This is a genomic window from Agrobacterium sp. OT33, from assembly GCF_017313365.1.
GTDB lineage: Bacteria > Pseudomonadota > Alphaproteobacteria > Rhizobiales > Rhizobiaceae > Agrobacterium > Agrobacterium rhizogenes_A.
In genome coordinates, this window is record NZ_JAFLMZ010000002.1 from 139277 (window position 1) to 153627 (window position 14351).

At 59.9% G+C, this 14351-nt stretch carries 17 protein-coding genes; 9 read left to right on the forward strand and 8 right to left on the reverse strand.

What is annotated here, in order from left to right; translation table 11 throughout:
- Positions 1-64: 64 nt before the first annotated feature.
- Positions 65-415, reverse strand: coding sequence for a hypothetical protein (locus JZX88_RS04720; protein WP_206912739.1), 351 nt, complete (start codon positions 413-415; stop codon positions 65-67).
- Positions 416-1129: 714 nt separating this feature from the next.
- Here JZX88_RS04720 and JZX88_RS04725 point away from each other — a divergent pair.
- Positions 1130-2533 carry an L-serine ammonia-lyase gene (locus tag JZX88_RS04725; RefSeq protein ID WP_065115883.1) on the forward strand — a complete coding sequence of 468 codons (1404 nt, stop codon included), beginning with the start codon at positions 1130-1132 and terminating at the stop codon, positions 2531-2533.
- A gap of 65 nt (positions 2534-2598) precedes the next feature.
- The gene (locus JZX88_RS04730; RefSeq protein ID WP_065115882.1) at positions 2599-3036 is read left to right on the forward strand and encodes a DUF1489 family protein; all 438 of its coding nucleotides are present in this window, start codon (positions 2599-2601) and stop codon (positions 3034-3036) included.
- 95 nt (positions 3037-3131) lie between these two features.
- Here JZX88_RS04730 and JZX88_RS04735 read toward each other — a convergent pair whose 3' ends face one another.
- The 4 genes from JZX88_RS04735 to JZX88_RS04750 form a co-directional block, all read right to left on the reverse strand.
- On the reverse strand, positions 3132-3737 hold the full coding sequence (locus JZX88_RS04735; protein WP_065115881.1) for a transglutaminase-like cysteine peptidase: 606 nt from the start codon (positions 3735-3737) through the stop codon (positions 3132-3134).
- A gap of 256 nt (positions 3738-3993) precedes the next feature.
- On the reverse strand, positions 3994-4413 hold the full coding sequence (locus JZX88_RS04740) for a hypothetical protein (RefSeq protein ID WP_206912740.1): 420 nt from the start codon (positions 4411-4413) through the stop codon (positions 3994-3996).
- A gap of 108 nt (positions 4414-4521) precedes the next feature.
- Positions 4522-5139: a PilZ domain-containing protein gene (locus JZX88_RS04745; protein ID WP_065115880.1), complete on the reverse strand. Its 618-nt coding sequence runs from the start codon at positions 5137-5139 to the stop codon at positions 4522-4524.
- 183 nt (positions 5140-5322) lie between these two features.
- Positions 5323-5880 (reverse strand): PAS domain-containing protein, encoded by a 558-nt coding sequence (locus JZX88_RS04750; protein WP_206912741.1) that lies wholly within the window; start codon positions 5878-5880, stop codon positions 5323-5325.
- A 354-nt stretch (positions 5881-6234) separates the two neighbouring features.
- Here JZX88_RS04750 and JZX88_RS04755 point away from each other — a divergent pair, with 354 nt between their 5' ends.
- From JZX88_RS04755 to JZX88_RS04765, 3 genes are all read left to right on the forward strand, one after another.
- Entirely contained in the window at positions 6235-6972 is a 738-nt protein-coding gene (locus tag JZX88_RS04755) for a rhomboid family intramembrane serine protease (RefSeq protein WP_206912742.1), read from the forward strand.
- A 204-nt stretch (positions 6973-7176) separates the two neighbouring features.
- Positions 7177-7611, forward strand: coding sequence for a CBS domain-containing protein (locus tag JZX88_RS04760; RefSeq protein ID WP_065115877.1), 435 nt, complete (start codon positions 7177-7179; stop codon positions 7609-7611).
- Between the two features lie 175 nt (positions 7612-7786).
- Entirely contained in the window at positions 7787-8209 is a 423-nt protein-coding gene (locus JZX88_RS04765) for a hypothetical protein (RefSeq protein WP_206912743.1), read from the forward strand.
- A gap of 7 nt (positions 8210-8216) precedes the next feature.
- On the opposite strand, the gene JZX88_RS04770 is transcribed toward JZX88_RS04765, so the two are convergent.
- The 3 genes from JZX88_RS04770 to folE all read right to left on the reverse strand — a co-directional run bounded on the left by JZX88_RS04770 (position 8217) and on the right by folE (position 10453).
- Positions 8217-9152, reverse strand: a complete 936-nt coding sequence (locus JZX88_RS04770; protein WP_065115875.1) for a patatin-like phospholipase family protein — start codon at positions 9150-9152, stop codon at positions 8217-8219.
- A gap of 95 nt (positions 9153-9247) precedes the next feature.
- On the reverse strand, positions 9248-9700 hold the full coding sequence (gene hisI, locus JZX88_RS04775) for a phosphoribosyl-AMP cyclohydrolase (RefSeq protein ID WP_174029569.1): 453 nt from the start codon (positions 9698-9700) through the stop codon (positions 9248-9250).
- Between the two features lie 126 nt (positions 9701-9826).
- Positions 9827-10453 carry a GTP cyclohydrolase I FolE gene (gene folE / locus JZX88_RS04780; RefSeq protein ID WP_003495569.1) on the reverse strand — a complete coding sequence of 209 codons (627 nt, stop codon included), beginning with the start codon at positions 10451-10453 and terminating at the stop codon, positions 9827-9829.
- Between the two features lie 282 nt (positions 10454-10735).
- On the opposite strand from folE, the gene JZX88_RS04785 reads away from it, so the two are divergent.
- From JZX88_RS04785 to thrS, 4 genes are all read left to right on the forward strand, one after another.
- Positions 10736-11182, forward strand: a complete 447-nt coding sequence (locus JZX88_RS04785) for an iron-sulfur cluster assembly scaffold protein (protein WP_206912744.1) — start codon at positions 10736-10738, stop codon at positions 11180-11182.
- Between the two features lie 3 nt (positions 11183-11185).
- Complete coding sequence (yidD, locus tag JZX88_RS04790; RefSeq protein ID WP_174031650.1) at positions 11186-11545, forward strand: membrane protein insertion efficiency factor YidD; 360 nt, start codon at positions 11186-11188, stop codon at positions 11543-11545.
- Complete coding sequence (locus JZX88_RS04795; protein WP_206912745.1) at positions 11542-12066, forward strand: DUF1697 domain-containing protein; 525 nt, start codon at positions 11542-11544, stop codon at positions 12064-12066. Before yidD ends, JZX88_RS04795 begins: the two co-directional genes overlap by 4 nt.
- A gap of 126 nt (positions 12067-12192) precedes the next feature.
- Positions 12193-14196: a threonine--tRNA ligase gene (gene thrS / locus JZX88_RS04800; RefSeq protein WP_206912747.1), complete on the forward strand. Its 2004-nt coding sequence runs from the start codon at positions 12193-12195 to the stop codon at positions 14194-14196.
- Positions 14197-14351 lie beyond the last annotated feature (155 nt).

Below are 14351 nucleotides of genomic sequence, written 5' to 3' on the forward strand. Positions count from 1 at the left end.
CTTCTCGTATTTCCGGGCACAAATCCGCTTCACGCTTCCGCCGGAAATGCGCCAGCCGGAAAGATCAGATCGGCGCTTTGGGATAGGCTTTTTCCAGCCCGGCCGATGCCGTCAGCCCCTTGCGGAAGGCAAGGCAGGCGGGGTGCTGGCTGGCCCTGGCAGTTTCCGCGAGGCGGATCTGCAGGCGGGCAGGGGCGTTACCGCCAAGCCATTCACCGGCGGCTTCCAGCTTCAGGCTGTTGAGGAAGCGGGCATTGGCCTGCTGGTCGAGATAAAGATTGAGGCCGGCGAGCAGGTTTTCATCCTGCAGCGTGTTTTCCATCAGCAGCAATATCCAGGCCTTGTCCTCGCTTGTCAGCGAGGTGAGTTTCGACGCGACCGTTTCCCGGTCCGGAAAAGAGGATGCCTGCTGCATGGAGAGACTCGCGCCGTTGCTGTTGCCATCGTCGATAAAGCAGCGGTCGCAGCCTTTCAAGGCGCGGCGTTTCACCCGGAGAAATTCGACCGTGACGTGCCGCCGCCAAGAGTTTTCAACAGGCGTTTGTATCAAACCTTTAAATAACGGTTACACTTTAGCCTAAATTGAGGCGAAGCCAAAAACGGCGTTTCTTTGAGCCTCACGCTAACGCCTTGTTTTTTCATATACCTATGCGTGGGGCGAATGGCAGACCGGCGAAAAAGCCTTCATTTAGCCGCTTTTTGCATTTGCCTTCGCTGCCGGATTTTAATAAATGCTTCTCCCACGGGCCGGGTCTTGAAGATCGCCCGGAGAGTGAATAGCTGGAGTAATCATGGAAGAAACCGCTCAGAAATCCTGCTGGGGCGTCACGTTGCGCGCACTTGCAGGCTTTGCCGCTTTTCTCGCATTGACGTACATTTTTGGCAGCCCATAAGCACTTCTCCTGAATTGACGGGTTTTGAAACGGCGCGGTTCTCCTCTGGAGACCGTGCTGTTTTCGTTTGAGCGGCTTTCATGTCGCAGCCGCAAAAGCCGGTGACGCTCTTCGTTCTTGCCGAAGCGCCGGATTTTTCCGAAAGTCCCGCTATATTTGTGTCCGATGCTCCGGTGGCGATCCGCCGCGGCTTTGGATATGATGGTGACGGAATCTGATTAGCCAGGACAAAGCGCATGTTTCTTTCGGTCTTCGACGTCTTCAAGATCGGTATCGGTCCTTCGAGTTCCCATACGATGGGGCCGATGACGGCGGCCAACCGCTTTCTGGCGCTGATCCTCAGCGATGAGTGGCCCCGTCCTGCGGGGGCGGCCGTTTCACAGCTGAAGGTCAGCCTGCATGGCTCTCTCGCCTTTACCGGCATCGGCCATGGCACCGGGCGTGCCGTCATTCTCGGACTGACGGGCGAGCGGCCGGACCTTGTCGATCCCGATGCCATGGATGCGATCATCGAGACGGTGGAAAAGGCCGGCACGGTAGCGCCGCCCGGCCATCCGGCCTACACGTTCCGGCCGGCCGAGGATCTGGTCTTTGACAAGAAGAACCCGCTGCCCGGCCATGCCAACGGCATGACCTTCTGTGCCTTCGACAATCAGGGCAGGCTGCTGATCAAGCGTATCTATTATTCCGTCGGTGGCGGCTTCGTCGTGACCGATACGGAACTGGAGGCAATCAAGCAGCGCGGCAAGACCATCGATAATGGTCCGCGCGTGCCCTATCCCTTCGCCTCGGCAAAGGAGATGCTGGAAATGGCCGGCCGTTCCGGCCGCACCATCGCGCAGATGAAACGGGCGAATGAGGAGACGGTGGTGTCCCGCGAGGAGCTGAACGAGCGCCTCGACCAGATCTGGGAAGCCATGAATGGCTGCATCGAGCGCGGGCTGAAGGTGGACGGCATCATGCCCGGCGGCCTGAAGGTGCGCCGCCGCGCCCGCTCGATCTATGAGAAGCTGAATGCGGAATGGCGCAGCAACCGGTTGAACCCGGTCATGGCGAATGACTGGCTGAGCGTTTACGCCATGGCCGTCAATGAGGAAAATGCCGCCGGCGGCCGGGTGGTCACCGCGCCGACCAATGGCGCGGCGGGCGTCGTTCCGGCCACTGTCCGATATTTCCGGCACTTCCATGAGGATGCGACGGTTGACGACGTGCGTGACTTCCTGCTGACGGCGGCGGCGATTGGCGGCATCATCAAGCACAATGCTTCCATTTCCGGCGCGGAAGTGGGCTGTCAGGGCGAGGTCGGATCGGCGGCGGCCATGGCGGCGGCGGGTCTTGCCGCGGTCATGGGCGGCTCGCCCGAGCAGATCGAAAATGCCGCTGAAATCGCGCTTGAGCATCATCTCGGCATGACCTGTGACCCGATTGCCGGGCTGGTGCAGGTGCCCTGCATCGAACGCAATGCGCTGGGGGCCGTGAAAGCGGTGACAGCGGCGTCGCTGGCGCTGAAGGGTGACGGCCAGCATTTCGTGCCGCTCGACGCCTGTATCGAGACGATGCGCCAGACGGGCAACGACATGAGCGAGAAATACAAGGAAACCTCCACCGGCGGCCTGGCCGTCAACGTTGTGGAGTGCTGAGCGGGCAGGGCGGCCGGCATCGTCCAGATGCTTGACGCCCGCCGCAAAAAGGCATTGATAGGGGCATGCCTCTACATCTCATCAAACTTTGCGTCGGCGCGGATTCACTCCAGGATTTGAGAGACTGGGTCGCGCAGCGCTCGTTGACAGCGATGGCCGCAGGGCTTGAGCCGCATAGCGTGCACACCACCCGGATGATTCCGAAACGGGTCGAGGAATTGCTGGAAGGCGGTTCGCTCTACTGGGTCATCAAGGGACAGGTGCAGGCGCGGCAGAAGCTTCTCGACCTGCGTTCCTTCAAGGGGGAAGACGGGATTACCCGTTGCGACCTCATTCTCGGCCCCGAGGTCATCGAGACCTCACCCGCACCCAAGCGGCCGTTTCAGGGCTGGCGTTACCTGAAGGACGACGAAGCGCCGCGTGATCTCGGCGGCGGCGGTGCCGGCAGTGAAGACATGCCTTCCGATCTGAGGCGCGAACTGGCCGAGCTTGGCCTGCTCTGATCCTCGGTGGCGCCTTGCTGAAATGAAAAAGCCGGCTTCCCTGCGGAGCCGGCTTTTCATTTGGGGAGACGTTATGCTTTTGAGGACGGGTGGTTTTAGCGGATGCCGCCAACCGCATTCGTTGCGCGGCCGTCCTGAATTTTCACCCAACGACCGGGGTTGGCGGTGTCCTGACGCTTCAGGTAGGTATATTCGGTTTCCGACCAGTTCATGACCTTGTTGCGCATGTTGTCGAGAACGAAATCGCCGCGATCGGTGCGAACGGTCAGAACGGCATGGCCTTCGCCATTCGGCTGCAGAACGACTGTGATCAGCAGGTTGGAAGCGGAGAAGCCCTTGTTCATCAGCATCTTGCGCTTCAGAAGCACGAAGTCTTCGCAGTCGCCGACCGTGGTGGGATAGGCCCAGCGTTCCTCGACGCCGTAGATTTCCATGTCGGTCATCGGCGTGATCGTGGTGTTGGCGGTGTAGTTGACGTCGAGCATCGTCTTCCAGCGCTCTTCGGTCAGCTTCATCGGGCCGGTGTCGACCGAGGTCGGCTGGCATTCGCTCTGGTAGGTCTGGCAGAATTCATAATGACCGATCGGCGGATTGGCCTTGCCGATGACGCGCATCACGGCGGCCGGCGAAGCGCTGGCCTGCTGGGCGAAGGCGCTGACGATGAATGCGATCAGGACGAAAACGATACGGTTGTTGTTCATTGCTTGTCTCCCCGTGTTGAGGAGACATTCGCAGCTATATTTTGACCTGCCGGAAATTTGCGAGAGGCAATTTGAGCTTAAATTTCAGAAAATTAGCCGTTGTTTTGAATTGTATTTGAGTGAATTTTTACGCGTATTCGAAGCAAATTTTATTACAATTTTACGGATCGTGGCCTTAGGATTCCGGTAGCCATTTATGCCGCTGTATTAAAAGCGGTTTTCGGTGCGGCGGGATTTTCACGGCCGCGTGATGTCATCAGGCGGTGTCAGGCAGGGGCGCGGATTTCCCGTTTTGGGATGGGTGTTTCAAGCCGGCACAGCGCGAAAAAGCGGCGAAAAAAACTTCAAAAAAACTGCATTTTTTCTGGAAAAAATAATGTGGCGTGCGCTTTTCGTCTCGATCTGCGGCCATTGCCGGGCCGAAAATCGAACAATTTGGTGTCTCCAGCTGCCGGGCACCTGGAAGGATGGCAGGAGAGGGCCGGGCCGGGATTTTGCGCTGAAGCGTTTTCATCTCGCCGCTACTACCCGGCACCGGAAATGCGTCGATGCGGCTCGATACGACGGCGAGACTTCTTTCGGCTCGAGGGCTTGGCCGGCCGGATTCAGGCCAATGGCTGAATGACGAAAAAGAAAAGATGTGGCAGGCGCCCGTCAATGCCGGGCGAACAGCCATCGCAAATTCAGTATCGTGAAACGGAAAAGGGTTCGTCGGGACTGTGGCGCAATCCCGGTACCATGGTTTTGTGGCTGTTAATTGCCGGGCAGGTCGGGTGGCAACGGTTCAGAGAAATTCGATCAGCGCGTCGGGCGACTGGACGCGGTCGAATTCCACCGCGACGCCTTCCATGAAATGGCGCACGATCTTGCCGCTCATGTTCTTGCCGAGCTGGACCCGGCTGCCGAGCGGTGGCCGGCTTTCGATTTCGATGGCCGCACCCGAGAGGGAAAGGTCGATCAGCCGGCAGGAGACGAGCACGCCGTCTTCCAGAACCAGATGCGCCTTGGCATTGCGCGGGGTCAGGCGATCGTGGCGGCGGTCTTCCGGCAGGCCGAGCAGCTGCCGCTTGGCGATCCAGGCCAGCTGGGCGGCGAGCTTTTCGCGCTTGCGCTCCGGCGCGTTGATGGCGATGACGAAACCGGATGCGGTGAGCGATGTCACCGTGCCCTCGATCCGGCCGATATGCTGGAGATAGGCGATGACGCGGTCACCATTGCGGGCGATACCCGAACAGCTGAACTGCGCTCTTTCGGCGGTCATCTCCGTTGCGGTGCAGTCATATTCCTGATGGTCGGGCAACATGAGGCGGCCGGTAAAGGACACACTGACGGCATCGTCGAGGTGAACCTCTTCGACCGGACGCAGGATTTGGGCAGTGTTGACCGAGCGGGATGCAAACATGGACAGCGCAATTATAAAGGACGATGATGAGAAGTCTCTACCTTGCGCGGGTTAACAGACTGTATTGTTTGATCTCTACAATTCTTCCGATCGACAATATCGTTACACTCCTGACGTATCTGGTGCGTGATTGAGGCGGCCGCTCGCCCTTCCTCGCGGGTGCCTGCTATGGCTGACGGCCCCTCAGCGGCTTCCCGTGCCTGACGCGACGATGGCTTCCATATCTGCAAAACAGGCCGTTGGCGCAATGTCCATGCGCAGCAGGCGGCTGCTTTTCATTGAAAGGCAATTGACGGGCGCGGCGAAATCGTGCCGCGGACGTTCCGGGAGCAGCGCGCCAAGCAGGCGCGGGGCGGCTCCGGCATCCGTGCGCAGTGGCAGCAGCAGCATTTCGAATGGCAGCTGTGCCGCGCCATAATCGTCTTCCGCCTCGACATCGAAGACGACAGGCAATTGGTGTTGCAGAATGCCACGGGCGACGCGACAGGGGAAATCGGCGTTTGCCGCCGGCCAGAGTTCTGAAAAGCGGTGCCCCCGCAGCTCCCGGCCGAACAGGGCGCAGATGCGTGTGCCGGCAAGGCGGAAGAACGGCGTTTCCTCTCCGTTATCCGTCAGGATGAAGAGGTCGCCGAGATGATGTTTCAGTTTTGCGGGATCAATGTCTTCGCGCCGCGGCGCGGCTTTCCTGCCGCGCAATTCGTCCCAATAGGCATATATGTCCAGTCCGGCCATGCTCTTCATAGCATCTCTCCATGTTCGTTTTTGGGACGTCATGTCCATCCGAACGTCTGTATGTGGAGGTAAAGCGATTTTCGTGCCATCCGGTTTTGTTAAGGTTAACAAAGGGTTGATATTGCGCGGCGGCAAGGCGCGTGGCATCGGTGCGGCCATGTCGGGGAAGGCTCCCGTCAGCACAATTTCTGGCCGCGCCGCAGTCCTGCGGCCTGCCGGCAAGCCGGACCGCCCCCTGGCATCGGCGCTGAAACCCTTGCGGTTGCGGCGTTCGCTACCTGACGGGCGGGACGGCTTTTTTTTCGCCCGGGCTTCCTATATTGCTCGAAAGACAGAAATTTCGAGCAAGACAGGGATGGGATCATGTCCTACGGGGACGGCGAACAGCCGCCGGTTTCGGAAACGCCGGAACCGAAAGACGACGCGAACAATCCCGTCTTCAACCTGCCGCCGCTTCTGGTCGGCATATTGGCGGCACTGCTTTTCGCTTATGTGGTTCCTGCCTATCTCCTGTCGGAAGAAGGCGATGGCTGGTTCATCTTCACCTTCGGCTTCATTCCGCTGCGTTATGCCGTGCCTTTTTCGCAGCAGGGCCTGGAATGGCTCTGGACGCCGGTGACCTATTCCTTCTTGCATGGCGGCATCGAGCATATCCTGTTTAACGGCCTGTGGCTGATGGCCTTCGGCGCGCCGGTTCTGCGCCGGATCGGAACATGGCGCTTTGTGCTGTTATGGGGCATTTCCGCTGCCGTTTCAGCCTTTGGCCATGCGGCGCTGAACTGGGGAGATGTGACGGTGCTGATCGGCGCTTCCGGTGTCGTTTCTGCGCTTATGGGGGCGGCTTGCCGTTTTGCCTTTCCCGCCCGTGGTGGCTACAGCGCCTCCTTTGGCCATCTCATGCCGCGGCAGAGCATTCTCGGCGCGCTTTCCAACCGCACGGTTTTGATCTTCACGCTGATGTGGCTCTTCGGCAATGTGCTGATCGCGGTCGGCGTGCCGCTGTTTGGCGATGTCGGCGGTGAAATTGCCTGGGATGCGCACGTCTTCGGCTTCGTGCTCGGCTTCCTCTTCTTCGGACTGTTCGACCGCCCGCTGCGCTAACGCCGATCGGGCAGAGCGGTGTTTCAGCCGGTTCTGCCTGCCTTGGGGCGCGATCACGCTCCTTGTCGGCCGTGGCGCAAATTTGCTCGCGCGCGTCCCATCCGGGATTGCATTCATACCGGCCTCAGCGCACCATGGTGCATGATTTGCAACCGCCGGGGGAGGCTGCGGCGCGGTGCGGATCGCCGACAAGAGGAGGAAGGCATGCCAACATTCGTAAAGGATCTTCTCGACCGCAAGGGCAGGGACGTCGTGACCGTCAGGCCCGAGGTCAGCATCGGCGAGGCCGCGGCAACGCTGCATGCGCACAAGATCGGTTCCGTCGTCGTCACGGATGCCGAAGGTGTCGTTCTCGGTATTTTCACGGAGCGCGATCTGGTGAAGGCCGTGGCGGGCCAGGGCGCCGCTTCCCTGCTGCAATCCGTCTCCGTGGCCATGACCAAGAACGTCATCCGCTGTCACCACAATTCAACCACCGACGAGCTGATGGAAATCATGACGGGCGGACGTTTCCGCCATATTCCGGTCGAGGAAAATGGCCGCCTTGCCGGCATCATCTCCATCGGTGACGTGGTGAAGGCGCGGATCGGCGAGATCGAGGCCGAGGCGGAGCACATCAAGGCCTATATCGCCGGATGAGGCTTCGCGCAGGGGGCAGGGCATTTTCGGTGAAAGTGCGTCGGTTTCACGTCGGGATAACGCGCTACAACGAAGAGACAGAGCACTTCAAACGATTCCGTGCAGACGGGGCGTGCCCTAGGCCGGGTTGACAAGTTCTGCTCCCAATGCGGCTCGTGGCGTCAAGGAGAACACTATGACGACACTTAGAATTTACGATCTCAAACAGCACGTCCTTGCTCTTGACCTGAGGGACTTGCTGCGGCTTTTGGCGCCTCGCTCTTTCGAAGCAAATTGGGTTGTTTCGACCGTCAAGTCGTCCAAACCCAGGCACGAATGGTTTGAGGCCACAGGTGAAGGTGGCGAGCAGCTGGAAGAATTAGCGCGGCACAATGTCCAGCTTTCGGGCTCCGAATTAGCAGCCCTGGCAGAGAATACGCGGCAGGTTATCTGGGGTGAGTTTGTCGGCTCGGAACAAACGCAGACGGACAAGACTTGGGTGACAATCCGAGCCATCGACAGTACGTTCTACGAAGTCGATACAGACGATGAAGCGGTGCTGAGTAAGATCAACTCAATTTACAAAGACGTACGAACTGGAGAGGCTCCGGGTAGGTAGGACTTCCTCAGCGCCGGAAGGCCTGCTGCATCCGCTCCAGTTCCGGAATGCGGGAGCGCGTTTCTTCATATCCCCTGTCGATGGCTTCGCTGGCGCGATGGAATTCCGACAGGCCGATATCGTTGATGCGCGGGTGCAGCATGAGGTCGGGCGGATCGCCGGCGAGACGGGAGCGCGAAATCCGGTCCTGAATGATGTTGAAGGCCTGCACCATGACACCCGGCAGGCCGGGGCGCGGTGTGCTGTCCGTCACCGATGCGGAGCCGCCCGTCGAGGATGCGGCGTGTTTGACCACGGCGGAGCGGCCGAAAAGATCGTAATTGAGGTTGACGGCAACAACGAGTGCCTGCTCATAGGCCCGGCAGACCGAAACCGGCACGGGATTGACGAGCGCGCCATCGATCAGGGTGCGGCCATTGCATTGCACGGGCTCAAAAATTCCCGGCAGCGCATAGGATGAGCGCAAGGCCGTGACAAGATCGCCCTGATGAATCCAGACTTCGTGACCGGTGCGCAGTTCGGTGGCGACCGCGATGAAGGGGTGTTCGAGGTTTTCGACGCGCAGGCCTTCCAGATGCTCCTGCATGCGTTTGGTAAGGCGCATGCCGCCGAAAAGCCCGCCGCCGCCAATCGTCAGATCGAGCAGGCCGGCGATGCGGCGCATCGTCAGGGAGCGGGCGAATTCTTCCAGTTCGTCAAGCTTGCCGGCGAGATAACAACCGCCCACCAGAGCGCCGATCGAGGTTCCGGCAATCATGCCGATCTTCACTCCGGCCTCGTCGAGTGCCCGCAGGACGCCGATATGCGCCCAGCCGCGGGCGGCGCCGCCACCGAGTGCCAGCGCGATCCGGCGCGTATCGACACGTGCGTCGACAACGGGTGGCTCAAGGTCTTCCGGGTTGCCAGCCGCGAGCTGATTGTGACGATTTCCCCATCCCAACATGACCGCACTCCCTGCCAGTTCAACAAGGTTCCGCCCTTATCCCCGGAACCTGCTATATTGGTAGCAAATTGGTGCGGCCGATGGAAGGCGGCCGTTCATGTGCCGGAATAGGTCGTCGCCGGATCGAAATGGCGGGTGTCGTCGGTAATCGTGGTCACGGCCTTGCCGTCGGCAAGCCCCACCGTGCGGTAGAAGCAGGAGCGGCGACCGGTGTGGCAGGTGGCGTCGTGGCCGGCGACGGAGACCTTCAGCCAAACGGCGTCCTGGTCGCAATCCGTGCGGAATTCCTTCACCGTCTGCAGGTTGCCGGAGGTTTCGCCCTTCTTCCAGATCTTGCCGCGCGAGCGGCTGTAATAGTGGGCGATGCCGGTTTCCAGCGTCAGCGACAGGGCTTGCGCATTCATATGGGCGACCATCAGCAATTCGCCGTCACGGGCATCAGTCACCACGGCGGTGACAAGGCCGTGTTCATCGAATTTCGGTGAAAAAAGACCTGCGTTTTCGAGCACTTCCTTATCCGCGGGGGCGGATGGAAAGGGAATGGACATGGTAACCCCGGAAAATCAACTAGCGGAACGGTGGGAGCGGCGGATGAAAGGAATCGCTTCCGCCACTCTGGATTTTCTTGCGCATCGGATTTTCAGAAAACCGCGTTACGGCCTTCGGTCCGGCGCTTAGCGGTTCCGCACCATGGTCATGAAGCGTACCTGTTCGGCCGGGTCGTTCTTGAACGTGCCGGTGAAGCTGGTGGTCAGTGTTGTCGACCCCTGCTTGTTGACGCCGCGCATGGACATGCACATATGTTCGGCGTCGATCATGACGGCCACGCCGCGCGGTTTCAAGGTTTCCTCGATCGATCTTGCGATCTGCGCGGTCATGTTTTCCTGCGTCTGCAGGCGGCGGCCGAAGATTTCGACGACGCGGGCGATCTTCGACAGGCCAAGCACGCGGCCGGCCGGAAGATAGGCGACATGCGCCTTGCCGACGATCGGCACCATATGGTGTTCGCAATGGGAGAAGAAGGGGATGTCGCGCACCAGCACCACATCGTCATAACCGCCGACTTCCTCGAAGGTCGTGCCCAGCACGTCCTGAACATTCAGCTCGTAACCGGCAAAAAGCTCACGATAGGCCTTGGCAACGCGCTTGGGCGTATCCAGAAGGCCTTCGCGGGCAGGGTTTTCTCCTGCCCAACGCAGAAGAACGCGTACTGCTTCTTCCGCTTCCGCCTGGCTTGGGCGAGCCTCGGCCACGTCGGGTTTTGCGCCAGCGCCGGGGAAATTCTTCACGATCGCATCCATTTCGTCTCTCCCGATGCGGGTAAAGGCCGCACCTGAATTCGTTTTTCATCGCGAACTCTTGTTCGCAGCTGCTGCTATCTGGTTGTTTTACAGCATTTTGGCAAGGCCGATGCTGTTATTTCGGTATCGGAGCCGTTAATTTGATCACGGCTTGATGTCCAGAAAGCTCGTTAGCATATAATGAGAACGAAGGGCAGGAAAGCTTCACCGCGACAAACGCTGTGTTTGAAAAATCTGACCTGTCCTGTTTTTGGACATTCTTGAGCGCGCCGGGCACCGACGATGGACGACATCTACAATAATCGCATTCTGGACTTTGCCGGGAATATTCCGCTTGTCGGGGTTCTTGAGGATGCCGATGCCAGCGCCGAGAAACACTCGCGGCTGTGCGGTTCGAAGCTCAAGGTCTATCTGAAGGTCGAAGGCGGCGTCGTGACGGCGTTTTCGCATGAGGTTCGCGCCTGTGCGCTCGGTCAGGCCTCCGCCTCCATCATGGCGCACCACATCATCGGGGCTTCCAGCGGCGAAATCCGGCAGGCGCGGGAAGACATGCTCGCCATGCTGAAACAGGACGGCGAGGGGCCGACGGGCCGTTTCGAGGATATGCGGGTGCTTCAGCCGGTGCGCGATTTCAAGGCGCGCCACGCCTCCACCATGCTGACCTTCGAAGCGGTGGTCGATGCGCTCGACCAGATCGAGGGACGGCCGGCTCTGAACGCCGCGGGTTAGGCGATGTGCGGCGAACCGGGTTGCCGGCACCAGCAGACGGCGGAAAAAGCGGGCCGATCCCGCAACTGGACGGGCAGTTTCGCCAAGACGCCGGGGCGGCTTCTGGGCGTCGGTTTCATCCGGCTTTATCAATTGACACTCTCCGGCTTCGTCGGAAATTCCTGCCGTCATATTCCGACCTGTTCCGAATATGGTTATGAAGCCATCGCCCGACACGGGCTTTGGGCCGGCGGATGGATGACGCTGTTTCGCGTTGCGCGCTGCGGGCCGGGCGGCACCAGCGGGCTGGACCCGGTGCCGGAAGTGCTCGATGGCAGCAGGCGCTGGTGGATGCCGTGGCGTTACTGGAGCCTGCATCGATGAATGACTATGTGGCCCTGCTGCACAGCATCGTGCTGGGCGCCGGCAAGCGGCTCGTCATGGCCGATCTGCGGGCATTGGCGGAAGAGCTGGGATTTGCCGAATGCAGAACCTTGGTCGCTACGGGAAATCTGGTTTTTCGCGCCGGGGCGGCATCTGTTCACGAGATTGAGGACAGGCTGGAGCGCGCCTTTGAACACCGTTTCGGCAAACATGTCGATATTCTCGTTCGTTCGGGTGACGACTGGCTGAAACTGGCGGCGGACAATCCTTTCGCCCAGGGCAATCCGCCGGATGTCTGCGTCCGGGTGATGCGGGCGCCGCTGGACAACGGCGTCCTCGAATTGCTGGAGAAATACCGCGAAAGGGAAAGAATCGCTCTTGCCGGCGGCGATCTATGGATCGATTTTTGCGGTAAGCCGAGCGAGAGCAGGCTGCGGTCCGTGCTGACCACCAAAAGGCTCGGTATCGGCACCACCCGCAACGCCAATACGGTCAATGGTCTCGCGCAAATGCTTCGCTGAGCTATCCTTCGCCTTTGACTGCAATGGCAAAAGCCTTTATCAGCCTGCCTGTCCGCCTGTCGCGGGCAGATCATTATTCCAACACCACCCGCATTCGTTGGCGGGACTGGACAGGAGCACTAGACGATGTCTGAAGCCATTTCCCTTACATTTCCCGATGGATCCGTGCGCAGCTACCCCGCCGGTACGACCGGCCGCGAGGTCGCCGAATCCATTTCCAAATCGCTTGCCAAGAAGGCTGTCGCCATTGCGCTTGACGGTACTGTGCGCGATTTGTCCGAGACCATCACCGATGGCAAAATCGAGATCGTCACGCGTGAAGACGGGCGTGCGCTGGAACTCATCCGCCACGATGCCGCGCACGTCATGGCGGAAGCCGTGCAGGAACTGTGGCCCGGCACGCAGGTGACGATCGGCCCTGTCATCGAGAACGGCTTTTATTACGACTTCGCCAAGAACGAACCCTTCACGCCGGAAGATCTGCCGAAGATCGAAAAGCGGATGAAGGAGATCATTCAGCGCAACAAGCCGTTTACCCGCGAAATCTGGTCGCGCGAAAAGGCCAAGGAAGTTTTTGCCGCCAAGGGCGAGAACTACAAGGTCGAGCTGGTCGACGCCATTCCCGAAGGTCAGGACCTGAAGATCTATTATCAGGGCGACTGGTTCGATCTCTGCCGCGGCCCGCATATGGCCTCGACGGGGCAGATCGGCACGGCCTTCAAGCTGATGAAGGTGGCCGGAGCCTATTGGCGCGGTGACAGCAACAATGCGATGCTGTCGCGCATCTACGGCACCGCCTGGGCGACGCAGGAAGAGCTGGACAATTATCTCCACATTCTGGCCGAAGCCGAAAAGCGCGACCACCGCCGCCTCGGCCGCGAAATGGACCTGTTCCATTTTCAGGAAGAGGGGCCGGGCGTCGTTTTCTGGCACGGCAAGGGCTGGCGCATGTTCCAGACGCTGACGGCCTATATGCGCCGCCGGCTCGCCAATACCTATCAGGAAGTCAATGCGCCGCAGGTGCTGGACAAATCGCTGTGGGAAACCTCCGGTCACTGGGGCTGGTATCAGGAAAACATGTTCGCGGTGAAATCCGCCCATGCCTTCACCCATCCCGATGACGAGGAAGCCGATCAGCGCGTCTTTGCCCTGAAGCCGATGAACTGCCCGGGTCACGTACAGATCTTCAAGCATGGCTTGAAGTCTTACCGCGAAATGCCCGTCCGCCTTGCGGAATTCGGCACTGTGCATCGTTATGAGGCTTCCGGAGCGCTGCATGGCCTGATGCGCGTTCGCGGCTTCACGCAGGACGATGCGCATGTCTTCTGCACGGAAGAGCAGATGGCGGCGGAGTGCCTGCGCATCAACGACCTGATCCTCTCCGTCTATGAGGATTTCGGCTTCAGCGAAGTCGTCGTCAAGCTGTCCACGCGCCCGGAAAAGCGCGTCGGTTCCGACGATCTCTGGGATCGCGCCGAAAGCGTGATGATGGATGTTCTGAAGACCATCGAAGAGCAGTCCGAAGGCCGCATCAAGACCGGCATCCTGCCGGGCGAGGGCGCGTTCTACGGGCCGAAGTTCGAATATACGCTGAAGGACGCCATCGGCCGCGAATGGCAGTGCGGCACGACGCAGGTGGATTTCAACCTGCCGGAACGCTTCGGCGCCTTCTATATCGACCAGAACTCCGAAAAGACGCAGCCGGTGATGATCCATCGTGCCATCTGCGGCTCCATGGAGCGTTTCCTCGGCATTCTCATCGAGAACTTCGCCGGTCATATGCCGCTGTGGTTCGCGCCGCTTCAGGTCGTGGTCGCGACGATCACTTCGGATGCGGATGATTACGGTCGTGAAGTGGCTGAAGCGCTGCGCGAGGCGGGCATGGCGGTGGAAACCGACTTCCGCAACGAGAAGATCAACTACAAGATCCGTGAGCATTCGGTGACCAAGGTTCCGGTCATCATCGTCTGCGGCCGCAAGGAAGCGGAGGAGCGCACCGTCAACATCCGCCGTCTCGGTTCGCAGAACCAGACGCCGATGTCGCTGGAAGACGCGATTGCGAGCCTCGTGGACGAGGCGACGCCGCCGGATGTGAAGCGCAAGCTTGCGGCGAAGAAGCAGCTTGCCTGATAACAGTTACGGCCCCTTCGGGGCCGTTTTTGTTTGTGGGGGATGTGCGGGTAATTTCACTGGCAAAGGCGACGCAGTCACGTCCGTCACCCCGGACTAGATCCGGGGTCCAGCGCGATCAAGTCCTTGATCGCGCTGGACCCTCTTCACGACGC